This is a genomic window from Streptomyces sp. NPDC059897 (assembly GCF_042730865.1).
Taxonomy (GTDB): domain Bacteria; phylum Actinomycetota; class Actinomycetes; order Streptomycetales; family Streptomycetaceae; genus Streptomyces.
The window spans coordinates 20,730-42,200 of record NZ_JBHWKQ010000063.1 but is presented as its reverse complement, the minus strand read 5'-3'; the positions used below and the strand labels follow the sequence as shown (position 1 = coordinate 42,200).

The 21,471-nt window shown below is 72.1% G+C and carries 17 protein-coding genes; 12 read left to right on the top strand and 5 right to left on the bottom strand.

The annotated features are described in order from the left end of the window. Window positions 1-51 precede the first annotated feature (51 nt). Together ACFV9W_RS37160 and ACFV9W_RS37155 are read right to left on the bottom strand one after the other, a co-directional pair. Complete coding sequence (locus ACFV9W_RS37160) at window positions 52-876, bottom strand: TetR family transcriptional regulator (protein ID WP_385770159.1); 825 nt, start codon at window positions 874-876, stop codon at window positions 52-54. 85 nt (window positions 877-961) lie between these two features. Beyond that, complete coding sequence (locus tag ACFV9W_RS37155; protein WP_385770157.1) at window positions 962-2,752, bottom strand: 3-hydroxyacyl-CoA dehydrogenase family protein; 1,791 nt, start codon at window positions 2,750-2,752, stop codon at window positions 962-964. 320 nt (window positions 2,753-3,072) lie between these two features. Here ACFV9W_RS37155 and ACFV9W_RS37150 point away from each other — a divergent pair, with 320 nt between their 5' ends. Further along, the gene (locus tag ACFV9W_RS37150; RefSeq protein ID WP_385770155.1) at window positions 3,073-3,645 is read left to right on the top strand and encodes an adenylosuccinate lyase; all 573 of its coding nucleotides are present in this window, start codon (window positions 3,073-3,075) and stop codon (window positions 3,643-3,645) included. Window positions 3,646-3,658: 13 nt separating this feature from the next. On the opposite strand, the gene ACFV9W_RS37145 is transcribed toward ACFV9W_RS37150, so the two are convergent. Both ACFV9W_RS37145 and ACFV9W_RS37140 read right to left on the bottom strand, forming a co-directional pair. Continuing rightward, on the bottom strand, window positions 3,659-4,057 hold the full coding sequence (locus ACFV9W_RS37145; RefSeq protein WP_385770153.1) for a RidA family protein: 399 nt from the start codon (window positions 4,055-4,057) through the stop codon (window positions 3,659-3,661). Window positions 4,058-4,068: 11 nt separating this feature from the next. Then, complete coding sequence (locus tag ACFV9W_RS37140) at window positions 4,069-5,109, bottom strand: Rv2578c family radical SAM protein (RefSeq protein ID WP_385770151.1); 1,041 nt, start codon at window positions 5,107-5,109, stop codon at window positions 4,069-4,071. Window positions 5,110-5,318: 209 nt separating this feature from the next. On the opposite strand from ACFV9W_RS37140, the gene ACFV9W_RS37135 reads away from it, so the two are divergent. The 11 genes from ACFV9W_RS37135 to ACFV9W_RS37085 all read left to right on the top strand — a co-directional run bounded on the left by ACFV9W_RS37135 (window position 5,319) and on the right by ACFV9W_RS37085 (window position 20,866). Then, on the top strand, window positions 5,319-5,762 hold the full coding sequence (locus ACFV9W_RS37135) for an SRPBCC family protein (RefSeq protein ID WP_385770149.1): 444 nt from the start codon (window positions 5,319-5,321) through the stop codon (window positions 5,760-5,762). 208 nt (window positions 5,763-5,970) lie between these two features. After that, window positions 5,971-8,355, top strand: coding sequence for an MFS transporter (locus ACFV9W_RS37130; protein ID WP_385770147.1), 2,385 nt, complete (start codon window positions 5,971-5,973; stop codon window positions 8,353-8,355). Between the two features lie 681 nt (window positions 8,356-9,036). Continuing rightward, a complete protein-coding gene (locus tag ACFV9W_RS37125; RefSeq protein WP_385770145.1) occupies window positions 9,037-11,418 on the top strand; it encodes a SpoIIE family protein phosphatase in 2,382 nt (793 codons plus the stop codon). Between the two features lie 85 nt (window positions 11,419-11,503). Then, window positions 11,504-12,229, top strand: coding sequence for a class I SAM-dependent methyltransferase (locus ACFV9W_RS37120; protein WP_385770143.1), 726 nt, complete (start codon window positions 11,504-11,506; stop codon window positions 12,227-12,229). A 153-nt stretch (window positions 12,230-12,382) separates the two neighbouring features. After that, entirely contained in the window at window positions 12,383-13,216 is an 834-nt protein-coding gene (locus tag ACFV9W_RS37115; RefSeq protein WP_385770141.1) for a M55 family metallopeptidase, read from the top strand. Continuing rightward, window positions 13,209-14,561, top strand: a complete 1,353-nt coding sequence (locus ACFV9W_RS37110) for a M20/M25/M40 family metallo-hydrolase (RefSeq protein WP_385770139.1) — start codon at window positions 13,209-13,211, stop codon at window positions 14,559-14,561. The genes ACFV9W_RS37115 and ACFV9W_RS37110 overlap by 8 nt, the downstream gene beginning before the upstream one ends. Window positions 14,562-14,669: 108 nt before the next feature. After that, complete coding sequence (locus ACFV9W_RS37105) at window positions 14,670-16,784, top strand: prolyl oligopeptidase family serine peptidase (RefSeq protein WP_385770137.1); 2,115 nt, start codon at window positions 14,670-14,672, stop codon at window positions 16,782-16,784. Further along, entirely contained in the window at window positions 16,781-17,698 is a 918-nt protein-coding gene (locus tag ACFV9W_RS37100; RefSeq protein ID WP_385770135.1) for an LD-carboxypeptidase, read from the top strand. The genes ACFV9W_RS37105 and ACFV9W_RS37100 overlap by 4 nt, the downstream gene beginning before the upstream one ends. 266 nt (window positions 17,699-17,964) lie before the next feature. Continuing rightward, window positions 17,965-19,812 carry a CocE/NonD family hydrolase gene (locus ACFV9W_RS37095; protein WP_385770133.1) on the top strand — a complete coding sequence of 616 codons (1,848 nt, stop codon included), beginning with the start codon at window positions 17,965-17,967 and terminating at the stop codon, window positions 19,810-19,812. Between the two features lie 153 nt (window positions 19,813-19,965). Then, a complete protein-coding gene (locus tag ACFV9W_RS37090; RefSeq protein WP_385770131.1) occupies window positions 19,966-20,208 on the top strand; it encodes a LapA family protein in 243 nt (80 codons plus the stop codon). Between the two features lie 46 nt (window positions 20,209-20,254). Beyond that, complete coding sequence (locus ACFV9W_RS37085) at window positions 20,255-20,866, top strand: GNAT family N-acetyltransferase (protein WP_385770129.1); 612 nt, start codon at window positions 20,255-20,257, stop codon at window positions 20,864-20,866. 29 nt (window positions 20,867-20,895) lie between these two features. Here the strand turns inward: ACFV9W_RS37085 and ACFV9W_RS37080 are convergent, their stop codons facing one another. Further along, window positions 20,896-21,237: a DUF6204 family protein gene (locus tag ACFV9W_RS37080; RefSeq protein ID WP_385770127.1), complete on the bottom strand. Its 342-nt coding sequence runs from the start codon at window positions 21,235-21,237 to the stop codon at window positions 20,896-20,898. Window positions 21,238-21,471: the final 234 nt, after the last annotated feature.

The window sequence follows — 21,471 nt, the reverse complement described above, 5'->3', positions numbered from 1 at the left end:
CAGACCTGGCACTGCGTGCCAGGTGGGGCGCCTGTCGAAGCGGCGGACCCGCTACCGGTTCCTGAGCGCCTCCTCGATCGTGCGCATGACCTCCGGAAGCGGCGCGTCCGTGCGGGCGACGGTGACCAGGACCTCGCCGTTCTGCGAGACCTGTGCGGGGGCCGAGGGGGCGGCCGGGGTGCGGCCCGCGCCGATGCCGGTGCCGAAGGTGCGGCGCACGATCGCGAAGGCGTGGTCGAGCTGGGTCTCCACGTCGCCCTGGCCGTCCGCCCGTAGCCAGCGCCGCAGCACGTGGTTGTGGGCGGTGACGACGGCGGAGGCGGCGACCTCGGCGAGCAACGGGTCGTCGTTGCCGTCGTGGTGCGCCTGCTCGTCGAAGTGGCCGAGGAGGTAGCGGGTGAACAGCCGCTCGTAGCGGGCCACCGAGGCGATCTCGGCCTCGCGCAGCGTCGGCACCTCGCGGGTCAGCTGGTAGCGCGCCACCGACACCGTGGGCTGCGCGGCGTACATCTTCATGACTTCCTTGATGCCCCGGCACACCGTGTCCAGCGGGTGCTCCAGGGGCGGCGCCGCGTTCAGCACGGCCTCCGCGCGCACCAGGGTGTCGTCGTGGTCCGGGAAGATCGCCTCTTCCTTGGAGCGGAAGTGGCGGAAGAAGGTCCGCCGGGCGACCCCGGCGGTCGCGGCGATCTCGTCGACCGTCGTCGCCTCGTACCCCTTCGTGGCGAAGAGTTCCATCGCCGCGGCCGCGAGCTCACGGCGCATCTTGAGCCGCTGGGCCGCGGCCCGATTGCCCGCGGCGCTCTCCGGGGCGTCGGGCGTGGCGGAGGTACGAGAGGACTGGTCGGCCTTGGACATGCCCCGAACGTACTGCATGTACGTGCCCGGCGGTGCCCCGGTCAGCGGGCCGCCCGGCTCCCCGAGCAGCCCACCCCAACCGGATTCGGCCTCCCCGACCGAATCAGCGCTTGGCATATTCGCGGAAACCACGGCCCGTCTTGCGGCCGAGGCAGCCCGCGGCCACCAGGTGCTCGAGGAGCGGTGCCGGGGCGAGGCCCGGGTCGCGGAACTCGCGGTGCAGCACGCGCTCGATGGCGAGGGAGACGTCGAGGCCCACCACGTCGAGCAGTTCGAACGGGCCCATCGGGTAGCCGCCGCCGAGCTTCATCGCGGCGTCGATGTCGTCGAGCGAGGCGTAGTGCTCCTGGACCATCTTGATCGCGTTGTTCAGGTACGGGAAGAGCAGCGCGTTCACGATGAACCCGGCCCGGTCCCCGCAGTCCACGGGGTGCTTGCGGACCTTGCGGGTCAGCTCGCGGACCGTGGCGTGCACCTCGTCGGACGTGAGCACGGTGCGCACGACCTCGACGAGCTTCATGGCCGGCGCCGGGTTGAAGAAGTGCATGCCGATGACGTCCTGCGGGCGCGAGGTGGCGCGGGCGCAGGCGACGACGGGCAGCGAGGAGGTCGTGGTCGCGAGGATCGCGCCGGGCTTGCAGACCTTGTCGAACGTCGCGAACAGCTGCCGCTTCACGTCCAGGTCCTCGGCGACGGCCTCCAGGGCCAGGTCGACCTCGGCGAACGCGTCGTAGGACCCGGCGGGGGAGATCCGCGCCAGCGTCTCCTCGGCGTTCTCCGCGGTCATCCGGCCCTTGTCGACGGATCGCTTGAGCGACTTGCCGATCCGGGCCTTGGCCGCCTCCGCCTTCTCCTCGCTGCGGGCCGCGAGCACCACGTCGTACCCGGCCTTCGCGAACACCTCCGCGATCCCGGAGGCCATCGTTCCGGAGCCCGCGACGCCGACGGAGCGGACGGTGCGGGAGGGCCCGGTGAGCGCGTCGCTGAGCGGCGTCAGCGCGTCGCGCACCACGACGGAGCTGCCCGGCGCCTCGTACGTGTAGAAACCGCGGCCCGCCTTGCGCCCGGTCAGACCCGCCTCGCTGAGCTGCTTGAGGATCGGGGCGGGCGCGTGCAGCCGGTCGTGCGACTCGGCGTACATGGCGTCGAGGACGGTACGGGCCGTGTCCACGCCGATCAGGTCGAGCAGCGCGAGGGGGCCCATCGGCAGCCCGCAGCCCAGCTTCATCGCGGCGTCGATGTCCTCGCGCGAGGCGTACTTGGCCTCGTACATGGCGGCGGCCTGGTTGAGGTAGCCGAAGAGCAGCCCGTCGGCGACGAAGCCGGGCCGGTCGCCGACCGCGACCGGGTCCTTGCCCAGCTCGATGGCGAGATCGGTGACGGTGGCGACGGCGGCCGGCGCGGTGAGCACCGACGAGACCACCTCGACGAGCTTCATGGCGGGCGCCGGGTTGAAGAAGTGCAGGCCGAGGACGCGCTCGGGCCGCGCCGAATCGGCGGCGAGCCGGGTCACCGAGAGCGCGTTGGTGCCGGTCGCGAGGACGGTGTCGGGGCGCACGATGCCGTCGAGCTCGCGGAAGACCTGCTGCTTGATCTCGTACGACTCCGGGACGACCTCGATGACGAGGTCGGCGTCGGCCGCGGCCTGCAGGTCGGTGAACGTGCGGAAGCGGGCGAGCAGCTCCGCGCGCTGCTGCTCGGTGAGGTGCTCGCGGCGCACCGCACGCGCCGTCGAGGCCTCCAGGGACGCCACGGCCTGCGCGGTGGCGGACTCGCTGATGTCGATGCCGACGACCTCGCGCCCGGCACGGGCCAGGACCTCGGCGATGCCGGTGCCCATGGTGCCGAGGCCGACGACGGCCACAGTTGAGATACGGGACAGGGGAGCGTCCATCTGGGAACTCCAGAAAATGAGGGGTGACGGCTGAGGCGACTGAGCGCCGCACACGCGCGGACAACAGGCGCGGGAAGTGCGGGAGTTGAGCCGAACCGGCGGGCCCTGTCCCGGGGCCGAGCCGTACTGCGGTACGCACGGGTACCGAACCGACTGACGCTCACGACGGCTGCGTCACCAGGCCGCCGTGAGTGGTGCTGCGGGAAGTATGCCCCGCTCACCTGAGCTTAACCAGCGAGTAACGAGCGCGCCAGTCCTCACTGTTGAAAGGTCGCTGTGATCTACGTCGCCGCAGGCCGTGCGCGTCTACCCTCGACGTCATGGACGAAGAGTCGCGAACGGTAACGGAACGCATCCGGAAGGAATCCGGCGGAACACCCGCGTTCGAGCAGCTGGCCGCCTCCCAGGACAGGGATGAGCTGGCTGCGGTGCTCACCGCGCCGCAGCAGCCGCTGTGGGCGCGGGAACTGGCGGCGTACCGGCTCGGCATGGCGGGCGACGGCCGCGCCTTCGAGTCCCTCGTCCTGCTGCTCAACCACCGTGACCCGGAGCGCTGCGCCGCGGCGGCCGAGGCCCTCGCCGCACTCGGCGACCCGCGCACCGCACGCGCGGCGGCCGCCCTGGCGACGAACGAGCTGCGCGTCGCCTATGCCCTGCACCCCGTCCGCCTCCTCACCCAGCTCCGCGCCCCGGAATCGGCCCCGGCCCTGATCGCCACGCTCCGTCGCCGCCTCGTCCCGCACGACCCCTACCGGAAGGTGGCCCTCGCCTGCGTCGAGGGCCTGGGCAGCCTCGCCGACCCCCGGGCCCGCGAGGTCCTCAAGGAGGCGGCCACCCACCAACGCCTCGCGATGGCGGCGGAGGCGGCGCTGGCGAGGTTGCCGCGGGGGTGAGGACCGTGCGCCGTCACTCGGGCGTGACGGCGAGCGCCTCGATCTCCATCAGGAAGTCCGGCGCCATCAGCGCGGCGACCTGCACCGCGGAGGCGGCGGGCAGCCGCGCGGGGTCGAGGAATTCGTCGCGGGCCTGGCGCACGGCGGGCATGTGGGCCACGTCCGTCACGAAGTACGTCACCTTCACCACGTCCTCGAAGGACGCGCCCGCCGCCGCGAGACACCGGCGCAGGTTCTCGAACACCTGCCGCGCCTGCGCCAACGGGTCGCCGGGGCCGACCAGTTCCCCCTTCTCGTCGAGGGCGAGCTGACCGGACACGGCGATGAGCCGACCGCTGCCCATGACGACGTGGCTGTAGGCGGGAGCGGGGGCGATGCCCTCAGGGGTCGGGATGTGGGTGAGGTGTGTCATGCGGGCCATCCTCACAGGAGGGACAGCTGCGTCGGTGTCTTGGGGGTCGAGGGCTCCTCGCGTGCGGGGATGCGGCGGGGCGTTGCCGCCCGGGACGGGCCGATGCCGAATTCCTCGGCCAGTTCGTGGACCTGGCGGGTCACGCGGCGTTGGTACCACTTCGGGGCGTAGGAGCCGTCCGCGTAGAGGCGTTCGTAGCGGCGGACCAGATGTGGGTGGTGCTGGGACAGCCAGCCCATGAACCACTCGCGGGCGCCGGGGCGCAGGTGCAGGACCAGCGGGGTCACGGATGTCGCGCCCGCCCGGGCGATGGTGCGGACCGTCGCCCGCAGCTGGTCCGGGTGGTCGCCGAGGAAGGGGATCACCGGAGCCATCAGGACCCCGCAGCCGACCCCGGCGTCGGAGAGGGCGCGTACGACATCGAGGCGGCGCTCGGGCGCGGGCGTGCCCGGCTCGACGGTGCGCCACAGCTCCCGGTCCACGAAGCCGACCGAGACCGAGATCCCGACGTCCGTCACGTCCACCGCCTGCCGCAGCAGCGGCAGGTCCCGCAGGATCAGCGTGCCCTTCGTCAGGATCGAGAACGGATTGGCGTAGTCGCGCAGCGCCTCGATGATGCCGGGCATCAACTGGTAGCGGCCCTCGGCCCGTTGATAGCAGTCGACGTTCGTGCCCATCGCGATGTGCTCGCCGTGCCAGCGCCGCGAGGCGAGGTGGTGGCGCAGCAGTTGCGGCGCGTTCACCTTGACCACGATCTGGCTGTCGAAGCCGAGGCCCGTGTCGAGGTCCAGATAACGATGGGTGTTGCGGGCGAAACAGTAGACGCACGCGTGAGTGCAGCCCCGGTACGGGTTGACGGTCCACTCGAACGGCATCCGGGACGCCCCCGGCACCCGGTTCACGATCGACCGGGCCCGGATCTCGTGGAACGTCACACCTGCGAATTCGGGGGTGTCGAAGGTCCTGCTCACCACCCTGTCCGCGCCGAACAGCGCGGCGTCCCGGGCCCGCCCGTGGTCCACGGGCTCGTCCGTGAGGTTCTCCCAGCGCATGACGCCTCCTCGGTAGCACTGACCACAGAATAGAACACATGTTCCCTTGATCGTGCGAACCCGGTGCGAACGCCGTCCGTAGCAGGTGTGGCCGTGGTCCGGCCCCGATTTGGGCGGCCGGTACGGAGGGTGGTTGGCTTGACACCGCCCCAGGGCCGGTCGTCGCCCAGGCGGCGGTCCCTGAAGAACCGATTGCTGGAGGAAGTGTCATGGCGCAGGTCGAGGCCACCACGGAACGTGTCGTCGCCGCGAAGCCGGACGACGTCTTCGACGCCCTCGCCGACTACAGCGGCACGCGCGCGAAGATGCTGCCCGAGCACTTCAGCGAGTACGAGGTGCGCGAGGGCGGCGACGGCGAGGGCACGCTCGTGCACTGGAAGCTCCAGGCCACCAGCAAGCGCGTGCGTGACTGCCTGCTCGACGTGACCGAGCCGACCGACGGGGAACTCGTCGAGAAGGACCGCAACTCCTCCATGGTCACGACGTGGCGCGTCACCCCGGCCGGCGACGGCCAGTCCCGCGTCACCGTCACGACCGTCTGGAACGGCGCGGGCGGCATCGGCGGCTTCTTCGAGAAGACCTTCGCCCCCAAGGGCCTCGCCCGCATCTACGACGCCGTGCTCGCGGGCCTCGCGACCCAGGTCGAGAAGTAACCCCGGTGCGCGGGCAGTTGTGACGCTCGCGCACAGATCTGCCGCTCACCGTTTCGAGTGGTTCTCGTTCCGCCGCCGTTGTACGCCGTAGGGCTCCTACCGGCGGATACGCCGATCCGGCCCACCTGAACAGCGATTCTTCGCGCTTGCCCCCAGTTGTCGCGTAATGCGAGAAATGGCCGGGCAAGGGTGACGAGGGGAGCTGCAGGTGGGCACGGTGACGCTGGTGACCGATCCGGTCGGGGAGCCGGTGGTCCCGCCCGACCTCCCGCCGGAGCCGCAACGGCCCGAGGAACCGGCCCAGTTGGCCGCCGGTCACGGTCTCAGCCCGCGCCGCGTGCGCATGGTCTTCGTCGGCCTGATGCTGGCACTGCTGCTCGCCGCCCTCGAGCAGATGATCGTCGCCACGGCGCTGCCCCGGATCGTCGGCGAGCTGCACGGCCTGGACAAGATGTCCTGGGCGATCACCGCCTACCTGCTGACCTCGACCGTCGGCCTGCCCATCTACGGAAAACTCGGCGACCTCTTCGGCCGCAAGGGCGTCTTCCAGTTCGCGATCGTCGTCTTCATCATCGGCTCAGCGCTCGCGGGCCGTGCCCAGACGATGGACCAGCTCATCGCGTTCCGCGCCCTCCAGGGCGTCGGCGCGGGCGGCCTCATGATCGGCGTACAGGCGATCATCGGCGACATCGTGCCGCCGCGCGAACGGGGCCGCTACATGGGCCTGATCGGCGCCGCGTTCGGCCTCGCGTCGGTCGCGGGACCGCTGCTCGGCGGCTACTTCACCGACCACCTCTCCTGGCGCTGGTGCTTCTACATCAACGTCCCGTTCGGCCTGCTCACCCTCGCCGTGACGGCCGTCGTCCTCAAGCTCCCCAAGCCCACGAAGAAGCCCCGACTCGACGTCCTCGGCGCCCTGTTGCTGGCGACGTCCTCAACCTGCCTCGTACTCCTGACCAGTTGGGGCGGCACCGAGTACGAGTGGGACGACCGCGTCATCGTCGGACTCGGCGCGGGCGCCCTCGCCTCGGCGCTCCTGTTCCTCCTCGCCGAGAAGTTCGCCGCCGAACCCCTCATCCCGCTGCGGCTGTTCCGCGACTCCGTCTTCAACATCAGCGGGCTCGTCGGCATGGTCGTGGGCGTCGCACTGTTCGGCGCGGCGAGCTACCTGCCGACGTTCCTCCAGATGGTCGACGGGGCCTCGGCGACCGAGTCCGGCCTGCTGATGCTGCCCATGATGGGCGGCGTGGTGGTGGCCTCCATCGCCTCCGGCCAACTCATCAGCCACACGGGCAAGTACAAGCTCTACCCGATCCTGGGCGGCGCCCTGTCGACGGCGGGCATGTACCTCCTCTCCCGCCTCGAAGCGGACACCCCGCGCCTCGAATACAGCGTCTACATGGCCGTCCTCGGCGCGGGCATCGGCCTGATCATGCCGGTCCTCGTACTCGCCGTGCAGAACTCCGTACGGCCATCGGACCTCGGCACCGCCACCAGCGCCAACAACTACTTCCGGCAGATCGGCGGCAGCGTCGGCGCCGCGATCTTCGGCACGCTCTTCGCCGACCGGCTCACCGACTCCCTCGCGGACCGGGTGCCCAACACCGGCCGTGGACTGCCCGACGCCGAGTCCATCACCCCGCAGCTCGTGCACGCGATGCCCGCCGCGCTGCGCACCCCGTACATCGAGGCGTACGCCGACGCGATGCCCCGGATCTTCCTCTACTTGGTGCCGGTCCTCGTCCTGGGCCTGCTCCTCGCCTTCTTCCTCAAGGAGACCCCTCTCTTGTCCAGTTCCGCCATTCCCTCGCAGGAGCGCGTCTCCGCGTACGCCGCCGGGGTCCCGGTCTGCGGGACCGTACGGCACTCCGACGGCACACCGGTGCCGCGTGCCGCGCTCACCCTCATCGACGTGGGCGGCTCCCAGATCGGCCGCGGCGCGAGCGGCGACGACGGCCGGTACGCGCTCGCGACGCCGGGCACGGGCTCGTACGTCCTGATCGCGGCGGCGGGCGGCCACCAGCCGCAGGCCGTGACGGTCACGGTGGGCGAGCGGCCGGTCGACCTGGACGTGGTCCTCGGCGGCGCGGGTCGCCTCGCGGGTGCGGTGCTGACGGCCGACGGCACTCCTGTGCGCGAGGCGATCGTCACGCTCACGAACGTGCACGGCGAGGTGGTCGCGACGACGCGCAGTGGACGCGAAGGGTCTTACGTCATCACGGAGTTGGTGGCTGGAGAGTACACGCTGGCCGCCAGCGCCCCGGCGTTCCGGCCGGCCGCGATGCCGGTGACGGTGATGGCCTCCCGTGAGACCCGTCAGGACGTGGAGCTGGCGGGCGGGGCGATGCTGCGGGGGACGGTGCGGGCGGGTGGCGGCCGGCCGGTGGAGGACGCGCGCGTCACGCTCCTCGATGTGGCGGGCAACGTGGTGGACACCCTGACGACGGGGCCCGACGGCACCTTCCGCTTCCTGGACCTGGCCTCCGGCGAGTACACGGTGATCGCCGCGGGTTACCCGCCGGTGGCCACGGTCCTCCAGGTGGCGGGCGGCGGCCGCACGGACCGCGACCTCCAACTGGGCCACGAGGACTGACCCGTAACGTGGCGGGGTCCCGTTCTCGTTGCGCGGCACCGGGGGCCGAACCCATCCGTGGCCGATGCCCCCGCCCTGGGCATGCGGCACCGAGCCGAACCCACCCGTGGCCAGGGCCGCCGCCCCCATTGCGCGGCACCGGGCGCCGCCTTGCCCACCCTGCCGCCCAAGGCGGCAGTTTGCCCAAGGCGGTGGCGGCCGACGGCAAGGGGTGGGGAGCCGTTCGGACGGCGGGTTGTGCCAGGCGGGGGCGGTGCAGACCGCGGCGGGTGGGGAGTTGTTCCGGCGGTGGGGTGCCCAAGGCGGGGGCGGCGCCCCGTGAGGCTGACGCCCCTGGAGGGGGCGGGTGGGTGGGAGATGGGCGGCGGAGACAGGCGAGGCAGGGACGGGGCAGTCACCTGCGGGTGGGGTGGGCAAATCAGACCCCGCTCTGGGACGAGACTCGCGGGGTCCGGGGCGGAGCCCCGGGAGCGTAACGCCGGTTCGGCAAATTCAGCCCCGCCGGCGATTGAGGCGCGGGGGCTGGGGCGGAGCCCCGGGGCGGGGGACGGGCGGCCGCAACGAGGGAAGTCAAGTGGCGCAAGGCAAATACCGCCAAGTAGCCACCCGTCAACCGGCGGAGCCGTACCGTGGAAAGAGGCGGCGCGCACCCCCGGCGCGCCGGAGGGAAGGAACGCGGCGATGCACGGCACCGGTCAAGCCCCGCAGGGCCGCGTCCCGCTTGCCGTCGTGGTCATCGACCACGCGGGCCGCGTATCGCACTGGAGCAGCGGCGCCCGCCGCCTCTTCGGCCCGCCCAAGGAGGACGCGGTGGGCCGCCCCGCAGTCGACCTCCTCCCGGTCACCGGCGCACTCCCTCAAGAGGGCCCCGCACCGCACGACTTGGAGGAGTCCCTCGGCGGCGGCCTGTCCTACCCCGCCGCGGGCCGCGCCCGCCTCGACGCCAGCGCCGAGCCCCGCGACCGCATCGACGTCCTGTGGTGGGCGTACCCCCTGGTGGGCCCGGGGCCGGAACGACTGCTCGTACTGGCCGCCGACGCCCGCCTGCTCGGCGGCGACGAGGCGCCGGAGGCCGAGCGGATAGCCCCCGCGTTCGCGCTGCACACGGACTTCCCCGCGGCCGACGAGCTCGCCCGCAAGCTGCCCGAGATCCTGCCGAGCATGAGCGTCTCCGAGAGCGCCCGGATCGTTTCCCAGGTGCTCGAACTCGGCTACCCGGTCCTGGAGTTCAGCCAGCACGACCGGGTCCCCGTCACCGCGGACTGGGGCGTGTCCCGGCGCACCGAGCGCAAGGCGCGCCGCGCGGAGGCCGCCCGCGCCACCGCACTGGGCGTGCCGTCCCCGCGCGCGCCGCTCGACGACGCCGACACCGCCGAGGACCTCGAATACGCGGCCGTGCGCGACCGCCTCGAATTCCTCAACGAGGTGAGCGGGCGCATCGGTTCCTCCCTCGACCTGTCCCGCACCATCGTCGAGGTGAGCCGCGCGGTCGTGCCGCGCTTCACGGACGTGGCAGGCACGTATCTGCGCGAACAGGTCGTCGCCGGCGAGGGCTTCCCCGAGGGCGCGCCCGACGCCACCACCATGTGGCACCGCGTCGCCCTGGAGCACACCGACGAACCGGGCCGCTGGGACGATGTCGTACCGGTCGGCGAGTCCATGCCGTTCCCGGTGCACACCCCGTTCTTCCAGTGCATGACCAGCGGCGAGCCGGTGCTCGTGCCGTACATCTCGGAGGAGATGGGCAACGCGATCGCGTCGCAGTTCGAGAAGCGCGACATCCGTCCGCTGATCAACCACCGCTCGATGCTCGTCGTGCCCCTCAAGGCGCGGAACGTCGTCCTCGGCTTCATGATTCTGCTCCGCCACCAGGAGCGGCCCGTCTTCAACGACATGGACCGCGCGACCGGCGCCGAACTCGCCGCGCGGGCCGGCCTCGTACTCGACAACGCGCGCATGTACACCTACCAGGAGGCTGTCGCCGAGACGCTCCAGGACAGCATGCTGCCGCACATCGAGCCGCACATGCCGGGCGGCGACATCGCCACCCGGTACCTTCCGGGCACGCTGCTCGGGCGGGTCGGCGGCGACTGGTTCGACTCCATCAAGCTGCCAGGCGCGCGTACGGCGCTCGTCGTCGGCGACGTGATGGGGCACGGGCTCAACTCGGCGGCCATGTTGGGCCAGTTGCGCACCGCCGTGCAGACCATGGCGGCGCTCGACCTGCCGCCCGCGCAGCTCCTGCGCAATCTCGACGACCTGGCGCAGCGCCTCGGCGACAACTATCTGGCGACGTGCCTGTACGCGGTCTACGACCCCATCGCGGGCGAGCTGCACCTCGCCAACGCCGGACACATCCCGCCGGTCCTCGTGCGCGCCGCAGACGGCGGCAGCGAACTGCTCGAACTGCCCACGGGCGCGCCGATCGGCGTCGGTGGCGTGCCCTTCGAGTCCGTACGGGTCCCGGTCGCGCCCGGCGACCGCCTGGTGATGTGCACGGACGGACTGGTCGAGGTGCGCGGCGAGGACATCGGCGTGGGGCTCGCGACGCTCTGCGAGTCCGCCGCCCACCCCGCCGCGTCCATGGACGACGCCTGCGACACCATCATCCGCTCGCTGGCCACCAAGGGCGGCCGCAAGGACGACGTGGCGCTGCTGCTGGCCCGGCTCAACGGGTTCGAGCGCGAGGACGTCGCCCACTGGACGTTCGAGCCGGAGCCCGCCGAGGTGCCACGCGCGCGTGCGCTCGTGACCGAACAGCTGGGGCAGTGGGGCCTGTTGGGCATCGCCGACGCCGCCGAGCTGATCGTGAGCGAACTCGTCACGAACGCCGTGCGCCATGCGCGCGGCGGCCCGGTGCAGCTGCGCCTGGTGCGCTCCGGGACGCTGCTGTGCGAGGTCGAGGACACCGAGCACGCACTGCCGACGCTGCTCAACGCGGGGCCCGGCGACGAGTTCGGGCGGGGCCTGCGTGTGGTGGCGCGGCTCTCGCGCGCGTGGGGCACGAGCCGCACCGCGACGGGAAAGACCGTGTGGTTCGAACTTTCCGCGTCGTCCCGGTGAAGGTGCGTACGGCGTGCTTGTGGGGCGTGCCCCGGAGCGGTAGACCGATCTGACACTTCGGCAGCCGCACCCTGGGGAGGGTTCCATGAGCGTGAGCGAGCGCTACAGGGAAGCGTGGGAGAGCTTCTGGGAGGACGCGTCGGCGGAGCAGGGCGGGGTCTTCTGGGACTCCGAGCCCGCGCTGACGGCGGGGCTCCATCTCGCCCTGTTCGAGCCAGAGTTGGCGGCTCCGGATCTGCCGATGGTGGATCTCGGCTGCGGCAACGGCACGCAGACCCGCTTCCTCGCCGACCGCTACCCGAGAGTCGTCGGCGCCGACCTGTCGGCTGCCGCTCTCGGCAGGGCCCGCGAGGCCGATCCGGCGGGGCAGGCCGACTACCGGGAGCTGGACGCCACCGACAACGACCAAATGGGCTTCCTGCACGCCGAGTTGGGCGACGTCAACGTCTATATGCGGGGCGTGCTGCACCAGAGTGAGCCCACGGACCGGCAGTTGCTCGTCGACGCCATCGCCGCGCTCGTCGGCGAGCGCGGCCGCGGTTTCGTGGTCGAGCTGTCGGAGCGAGCCCGGCCGATCCTGGAGGAGCTCGCGGCGGGCCCGTCGGGGCCGCCGCCCAAGCTGGGTGAGGTGTTCTCGCACGGCATCGCGCCCGGCGAGGTCTCGGACGAGGCGGTGCCCGGGTACGTGGAGTCGGCGGGCCTGTCGGTGCTCGCGGCGGGTGAGCTGCCGCTCGTGACGACGGACTTCTCGCCCGACGGCGGGCGCATCGAGCTGCCGTCGACGTGGCTCGTGGTGGGGCGGGCGGACTGACGCCTCGACCGACTCGCCGACTCACTCCGCTCGTCGGCGCGCAACGCTCTGACGAGCGGGAACTCCTCTTTTCGGGTGGCAAATTGGTATAGACCACTGGGAGTTATCCACAGGTCTGGTGCGGCCTGGCCGGATCCGCGTACGGTTCTGGCCATGAAGATCCTCATCAGCGCCGACATGGAGGGGGCCACGGGCGTCACCTGGCCCGCGGACGTCCTGCCCGGCACACCGCAGTGGGAGCGCTGCCGTTCCATGTTCACCTCGGACGTGAACGCGGCGGCGCTCGGCTTCTTCGACGGCGGAGCCGACGAGGTGCTGATCAACGAGGCGCACTGGACCATGCGCAACCTGCTGCTCGAACAGCTCGACGAGCGGGTGCAGATGCTCACCGGGCGGCACAAGTCGCTGTCCATGGTGGAGGGCGTCCAGCACGGCGACGTCGACGGCATCGCGTTCATCGGCTACCACGCGGGCGCCGGCATGGAGGGTGTGCTCGCGCACACCTACCTGGCGAACCAGATCACCGGCGTCTGGGTCAACGACGTACGGGCGAGCGAGGGTTTGCTGAACGCGCACGTGGTCGCCGAGTACGGCGTGCCCGTCGTCCTCGTCACCGGCGACGACCACGCGTGCGACGACGCGCTCGGGTACGCGCCCGAGGCCCGCAAGGTCGCCGTCAAGGACCACGTCTCCCGGTACGCGGCCGTGTGCCGCACCCCCGCGCGCACCGCCGCCGACATCCGGGCCGCCGCCAAGGACGCCACGTCCGTCGCGGTCCGCCACGAGCCGGTCCGGGGCGGCCCGTTCACGATCCAGGTGGAGTTCGACGCGGAGCACCTCGCCATGGCCTCGACCGTCGTGCCGGGCGTGACGAGGACCGGCGAGCGCAGGATCGCGTACACCCACGAGACCATGTACGAGGGCATCCGCACCTTCAAGGCGGTCACCACGATCGCCTCGGCCGCGGTGGAGGAACAGTATGGCTGAGCAACCCACCAGCGCGGCGTCCCTCGGGACCGTCGACCAACAGGCGCTCGACGAGGTCGTGACGTTCACCTCCGAGCTGATCCGCATCGACACCACGAACCGCGGCGGCGGCGACTGCCAGGAGCGGCCCGCCGCCGAGTACGCGGCCGAGAAGCTGTCCGAGGCAGGACTGAAGCCGACGATCCTGGAGCGCACCCCGGGCCGCGGCAATGTCGTCGCCCGCATCGAGGGCACCGACCCCACGGCCGACGCCCTGCTCGTCCACGGCCACCTGGACGTCGTCCCCGCAGAGGCGGCCGACTGGAGCGTCGACCCGTTCTCCGGGGAAGTGCGTGACGGCGTCGTATGGGGACGCGGCGCGGTCGACATGAAGAACATGGACGCGATGATCCTGGCGACCGTACGCCAGTGGGCGCGCGTCGGATTCCGGCCCCGGCGCGACATCGTCATCGCCTTCACCGCCGACGAGGAGGCCAGCGCGGAGGACGGTTCGGGCTTCCTCGCCGACCAGCACCCCGGCCTCTTCGAGGGCTGCACCGAAGGCATCAGCGAGTCCGGCGCCTTCACCTTCCACGACGGCGGCGGCAGGCAGCTGTACCCGATCGCGGCGGGCGAGCGCGGCACCGGCTGGCTGAAGCTCACCGCGCGCGGCAAGGCCGGTCACGGCTCGAAGGTCAACAAGGCCAACGCGGTGGGGCGGCTCGCCGCCGCCGTCGCCCGCATCGACGAGCACGAGTGGCCGGTGCGGCTCACGCCGACGGTGCGCGCCGCGCTCACCGAGATGGCCGCGCTGTACGGCATCCCGGCCGACGTGGACGCGCCGGACTTCGACGTGGACGCGCTGCTCGCGGCGCTCGGCCCGGCCGCCGCCCTGGTCGAGCCGACAGTGCGCAACAGCGCCAACCCGACGATGCTGTCCGCCGGATACAAGATCAACGTGATTCCGGGGGATGCCACGGCACACGTCGACGGCCGCTATCTGCCGGGCGGCGAGGACGAGTTCAAGGCCACCCTCGACAAGCTCACCGGCCCCGACGTCGACTGGGAGTACCACCACCGCGAGGTCGCGCTGCAGGCGCCGGTCGACTCGCCGACGTACGCGCGGATGCGCGCGGCCGTCGAGGAGTTCGCCCCAGAGGGCCACGTCGTCCCGTACTGCATGTCGGGCGGCACCGACGCCAAGCAGTTCTCCCGGCTCGGCATCACCGGCTACGGCTTCGCCCCGCTGAAGCTGCCCGAGGGCTTCGACTACCAGGCGCTGTTCCACGGCGTGGACGAGCGCGTTCCGGTGGAGGCGCTGCACTTCGGGGTACGCGTGCTCGACAGATTCCTGCGCACGGCCTGAGCCGCCCGTACACGTATCAGTAGAAACACCCGCAGGTACACGGACTAGGAAAAGATGGCGGACGCGAAGAACATGGGGGTCACCGGACAAATGCGGGGCGGGGACGACATGCTGCACACGCGAGAGTACGGATCCTGGCCGTCGCCGATCGACGCCGAACTGGCGGCGACGCACGACGGACAGCCCGAGTACGTCGGCTTCGTCGGCGCCGAGGCCTGGTGGACCGAGCCCCGGCCCACCGAGGCGGGCCGCCGCGCCCTGGTGCGCCGGCTCGCCGACGGCACGGAGCGCTCGGTCCTGCCCGCGCCGTGGAACGTGCGCAGCCGCGTCATCGAGTACGGCGGCCGCCCCTGGGCGGGGGCCGAGCGCCCCGAGGACCCCCGCGGCCCCCTGGTCGTGTTCGTGAACTTCGCCGACCAGCGCCTGTACGCGTACGAGCCCGACGCCCCCGGCGCCGAGCCGCGCCCCCTCACCCCCGTCTCGGACATCGGCGGCGGGCTGCGCTGGGTCGACCCGCAGCCGCACATCGAGCGCGGCGAAGTGTGGTGCGTCCTGGAGGAGTTCACCGGCGAGGGCCCCGGCGACCTGCGGCGCGTGGTCGCGGCCGTGCCGCTCGACGGCTCGGCGGCCGGGGACCGGGACGCCGTGCGGGAACTCTCCGACGACGCCCACCGGTTCGTCACGACCGCCCGGCTCTCGCCCGACGGGCGGCGCGCCGCGTGGATCGCCTGGGACCACCCGCGGATGCCGTGGGACGGCACGGAACTGCTGCTCGCGGAGGTCACCGACGACGGCGCCTTCGGCCCGGCGCAGACCGTCGCGGGCGGGGCCGAGGAATCCGTCTGCCAGGTCGAATGGGCGCCCGACGGCGGACTGCTGTTCTCCAGCGACCGCAGCGGCTGGTGGAACCTGTACCGGCTCGATGTGCGCGGTGGCTGGGAGGTCGCGCCCGGGGGAGGGAAGCAGCCGGCCCGGGGCGCCGACGCCCGCGGGGCCGCGGCCCTGTCCGTACCCACGACCCCGCAGGGCGCCCTCGCCCGGCCGACGCTCGCCGCCGCCCGGCCGCTGTGCGCCCGCGAGGAGGAGTTCGGCGGGCCGATGTGGAAGCTCGGCCTGAGCTGGTTCAAGCCGCTGGAGGGCGGCCTGATCGCCGTCGTGCACGGCGTCGGCGCCACCGCGCTCGGCATCCTCGACCCGGAGACCGGCGAGGTCGTCGACACGGCGGGACCCTGGACCGCGTGGTCGGCCTCGCTCGCCGTGCACGGCACCCGTGTCGTCGGCGTCGCGGCGAGCCCGCGCACCGCGCCCGAGGTCGTCGAACTCGACACGGGCACCGGGCACACGCGCGTGATCGGCGCCGCGCACGACGACCCGGTCGACCCCGCGTACTACCCGGAACCCCAGATCCGCACCTTCGAGGGCCCCGACGGGCGCGACATCCACGCCCACATCTACCCGCCGCACAGCCCCACCCACGTGGCCACCGACGGCGAGCTCCCGCCCTACGTCGTGTGGGCGCACGGCGGCCCCACCAGCCACGCGCCCCTCGTCCTCGACCTGGAGATCGCCTACTTCACCTCGCGCGGCATCGGCGTCGCCGAGGTCAACTACGGGGGCTCGACCGGATACGGCCGCGAGTACCGCAACCGGCTGCGCGAGCAGTGGGGCGTGGTCGACGTCGAGGACTGCGCGGCCGTCGCGCTCGCCCTCGCCGAGGAGGGCACCGCCGACCGCGAGCGGCTCGCCATCCGCGGCGGCAGCGCCGGAGGCTGGACCAGCGCGGCGTCCCTGACCAGCACGGACGTCTACGCCTGCGGAACGATCATCTATCCCATCCTCGACCTGACCGGCTGGGCCGAGGGGGAGACCCACGACTTCGAGTCCCGGTACCTGGAGACGCTCGTCGGCCCGCTCGCCGAGGTGCCCGCCCGCTACGCGGAGCGCTCGCCGGCCGAGCACGCCGACCGCCTCTCGGTCCCGTTCCTGCTGCTCCAGGGCCTCGACGACGTGATCTGTCCGCCCGTCCAGTGCGAGCGGTTCCTGGAGCGGGTGGAGAGCGAGGGGCGGCGGGTGCCGCACGCGTACATCGCGTTCGAGGGCGAGGGCCACGGGTTCCGCCGGGCGGACACGATGATCCGCGCCCTGGAGGCGGAACTCTCGTTGTACGCCCAGGCGTTCGGCCTCCAGCCGGGCGGCGTCCCCACCCTTGAGTTGACCAAGTGAGGCCACTGCGCCGCCCGGAGCGGCTGGCTCCGGGCGCGCGGGTCGCCGTCGTCGCGTCCAGCGGGCCGGTCCCCGAGGCGGCGCTGCAGACCGGCCTCGACATCCTGCGCGGCTGGGACCTCGAACCGGTCGTGATGCCTCATGTCCTGGACACGAATGCGGAGTTCGACTACCTGGCGGGCGCGGACGCCGACCGGGCGGCGGACCTCCAGCGGGCCTGGTGCGACCCGGACGTCGACGGGGTGCTGTGCGCGCGTGGCGGGTACGGGGCGCAACGCATGGTCGACCTTCTGGACTGGGAGGCGATGCGGGCCGCGCCGCCCAAGGTGTTCGTCGGATACAGCGACATCACCGCGCTGCACGAGGCGTTCGCGGTGCGGCTCGGGGTGAGCACGCTGCACGGGCCGATGGTCGCCACGGCCGACTTCCTCAAGAACCCGCGGGCGCAGGAGCATCTGCGGGCGACGCTGTTCGAGCCGGAGTCGGTGCGGGTGATCTCCGCGGTGGGCGGCGGAGTTCTGGTGCCCGGTACCGCGCGCGGCGTGACCCTGGGCGGCTGCCTTTCGCTGCTCGCGGCGGACCTCGGGGTGGCGGGGGCGCGGGGGGCGGCGCGGGGTGGGCTGTTGTGTCTTGAGGACGTGGGGGAGGAGGCGTACCGGGTCGACCGGTATCTGACGCAGCTGCTGCGTGGGGGGTGGTTGGACGGGGTGGCCGGGATTCTGCTCGGTTCATGGGCGGACTGTGATCCGCTGCGCGGGCTGCTGGTGGACCGGTTGGGCGGGATCGGGGTGCCGGTGGTGGAGGAGTTCGGGTTCGGGCATTGCGATGGGGCGTTGACGGTGCCGCTGGGGGTGGCGGGTGAACTGGACGCCGGTGCCGGGACGTTGACGCTGGACGTGCCCGCGCTTCGGTAGGCCGTGGCCGGGGCCCGTTCCTGTTGCGCGGCACCGGGGGCCGCCTTGCCCACCCTGCCTTCCCCAAGCTCTCCGACAAGCTCCGAGCAGGGGAGACCCCATGAGGCGGCAGATTGCCCAAGGCGAAAACAAGCCCCTGCGGCGATTGAGGCGCGGGGTCCGGGGCGGAGCCCCGTGGCGTCAAGCACGGCTCCCGCAACGAGCACCCGCTTCACGAAATCTCCGCCCAAACGGACAGATTCACCCGGCACGGTCATTGCCCCTCGATGACACGTGCCACACGATGGCTCCGCGCTTACCGTTACCCGCCGGTAAGGCACACCGTGGAGGTCGCCGTGCTCAGATCCCGCATCACGCTCGCCGCCGCCCTGACCGCCGTGTCCGCCGCGGCGACCCTGGCCGCACCCGCCCAGGCGGACACCACCCCCACCGACGTCACCCCGACCCCCCTGAAGATCACGGTCCGCACCGCGGAGCGGACCTGCACCGTGGACGCCGACCTCTACCGCCCCGCCGGCGTCGACGCCGCGCACCCCGCCCCCGCCGTCCTGACCACGAACGGCTTCGGCGGCAGCAAGGCGGACGGCTCTACCGACGCGAGCGCCAGGGCCTTCGCCCAGCGCGGCTATGTCGCGCTCGCCTACTCCGGGCTCGGCTTCGGCAAGTCCGGCTGCCTGGTCTCCCTCGACGACCCGCGCATCGACGGCAAGGCCGCCTCCGCCCTCATCGACCTGCTCGCCGGCACTCGCGCCGCCGACGACGGCACGAAGATCGACTACGTCACCGCCGACAAGAAGGGCGACCCGCGCGTCGGCATGATCGGCGGCTCGTACGGCGGCGCCATCCAGCTGGCCACGGCCGCCGTCGACCACCGCGTCGACGCGCTCGTCCCGCTGATCACCTGGAACGACCTCGCGTACTCCCTCGACCCGCAGAACGCGCGAGGCCCGGCGGCCGCCGAAGTCCCCGGCGCCTTCAAATGGCAGTGGACCAACGGGTTCTACCTCATCGGCGAGGGCCAGCCGCTGCTCTCCCCCTCCCTCGACCCGTCCCGGATCAACAAGCTCAGCTGCCTGCACTTCGTCGACGACGCCTGCGCCACCATCCGCACCCTCAACTCCGGCCGCTACCCGGCCGCCGAGACGCGGCGGCTCCTCTCGTACGCCCGCAGCGTGTCCCCGGTGTCGTATCTGAAGCAGGTGAAGGCGCCGACGCTGCTCGTGCAGGGGCAGGCCGACACTCTGTTCAACCTGAACGAGGCGCAGGCGACGTACGACACGCTGACCGCGCAGGGCACCACCGCCAAGATGATCTGGCAGTCCTGGGGGCACAGCGGCGGTCTCACCGACCCCGCCGCCGGTGAACTCAACCTTTCCGAGGGCAACCTGGAGACCAGCTACGTCGGGCGGCGCGTGCTGTCCTGGTTCGACCGGTACCTGCACAAGAAGGGCGGCACCGACACCGGGCCCGCGTTCGCCTACTACCGCGACTGGATCGCCGATCCGAACGGGACGTACGCGACCGCGCCGGGCGTCCCCGCGCTGAACCGCACCCTGTACCTCTCCGGCGACGGAAAGCTCGTCGACGACCGGAAGAAGGTGGCCCGCGGCAGCCGCGAGTACCGCAACTGGCTCGTCCCGACCAGCCACTCCGAGTCCTCGCTCGCCGGCCTCATCGGCCTGTCCGACCCCGCCCCGTACGACACCCGGGGTACCCACCTCGACTGGACCACCGAACCGCTGACCGCCGCCACCGATGTCGTCGGCGCCCCGAAGGCGACGCTCAAGGTGATCTCGCCGAAGACGGAGCGCGTGCAGAATTCCGGCGACGCCGCCGACAAGCTGGTGCTCTTCGCGAAGCTGTACGACGTGGCGCCCGACGGCTCGAAGACCCTGGTGCACCGGCTCGTCGCCCCGGTCCGCGTCCCCGATGTCACCCGCCCCTTCACGGTCTCCCTCCCCGGCATCGTGCACCGTTACGAGAAGGGCCACCGGATCCGGTTCGTGATCGCCGCGAGCGACGACGCGTACGGCGGCAACAAGGGGATCAAGCCGGTCACCGTCACCAGCGCCCCCGGCGACACAGGGACGGTGCGGTTGCCCGTAGTGCCGTAGGAGCGCCCCGGCAGCCAGACGGCCCCGGCAGCCCCGGGGCCGTTCACCCGTACGGGCCCCTGACCTGTGCGTTCGTGCCGTCTCCCCGGTCATCCTTGGCAGAGGAGACGGCGACCGACCGGCCTCCGGGGGAACGACGGAAGGGTCCCACCGATGAGCCCCAAGGACGGTTCGAGCTCCTCGAAGAGCGGCGGCCCCGGCGCGTTCACCCCGGCCCGGATCAGCGTGCTCGTCCTCGCCGTCCTCGGCCTGGTCTTCATCTTCGAGAACACCCGGCACGTGAAGATCCGGCTGCTGATCCCCGAGGTCACGGTGCCGCTGTACCTGGCGCTGCTGATCACGGCGGTCATCGGCGCGATCTGCGGCGGCTACTTCGTGTCGCGCAGACGCAAGTGAGCCCGGGAGGAGGCGGGCACGGGCAACTGCTTCCTAAGCTGGGCCGATGGCCGACCTCCCCGCTCCGGGCGCTCCCCCTCCCGGCTTCCTCGCCACGGGCGCCCGCGTGGGCATCCGCCCCTACTCCCTCGACGCGGCCGACGTCGCCGAGTTCACGGCACGCGCCCGCGAGAGCGTCGAGCTGCACCGCCCCTGGCTGTTCCCGCCCACTGGCGCCACCGCCTACACCGAGTACGCGGGGCGGCTCATCGCGGACCCGGACCGGCACGGGTTCCTGGTGCACGAGCGGGACGGCGGGGCGAGCGGCACCCGCACGGGCCGCACGGGTGCCCTCGCCGGGTTCATCAACATCAACAACGTGGTGCTCGGCGCCTTCCGCTGCGGCGCGCTCGGCTACGGCGCCTTCGCGCACGCGGCCGGGCGGGGCCTGATGTCCGAGGCGCTCGACCTGGTCGTCCAACACGCGTTCGGCCCGCTGGGGCTGCACCGCCTGGAGATCAATGTGCAGCCCGGCAACGCGGCGTCGATCGCGCTCGCCCGCCGGGCCGGATTCCGCCTGGAGGGCTTCTCGCCGGACTTCCTCTTCATCGACGGAGCCTGGCGCGACCACGAGCGCTGGGCACTCACGGCCGAGATGACGAGGACGGCGGCGGGATGACGAGGACGGCGGCGGGATGACGGCCCCGGCTAGCGGCGCGACTTCCGGTTGATCTTCATAGTGTCCATGTCGGTCACCGTCGAGCGCAGCTCCCCGTGCCCGTACCCGCGCTCCTTGAGATACGCCTCCGCCTTCTCCTCGGCGAACGCCCCCGCCAGCTCCTCGCCGTCGTCCGGGTCGGACTCGACGACGTAGCGCATGGAGAAGTGCTTGAGCGTGCGGTCGTACGCGAGCGAGCCCTCCGGGCCGAACTTCATGCCCGCGATGCCCTCGTGCTCGGCGACCTCGGCGAGCAGCCGCTCCCGCGCCGCGTCGGTGAGGTCCTCGAAGACGGCGCGGACGATGACTCGGTAGGTGTGGCTCTCGGCCATGATGGTGCGTTCTCCTCGGGCGGTACGTACTGCCTGCCGGCTTGTCGCGGCGTGGGGCGGAAACGGCCAGCGTACGGGGATGCGGACGGGACGCCCACGGAATATCGCGGCGCCCGGGGCCGCCCTCCCTGCCCGGCTTTGCGCAATCCTGACCGGAGGCCACCCTGTTCAGCTCCCGCAGGACGATGTTCCATGGTCATCGGGGCGGGCCTCGCCCCTGGCGACGGGAGGCAC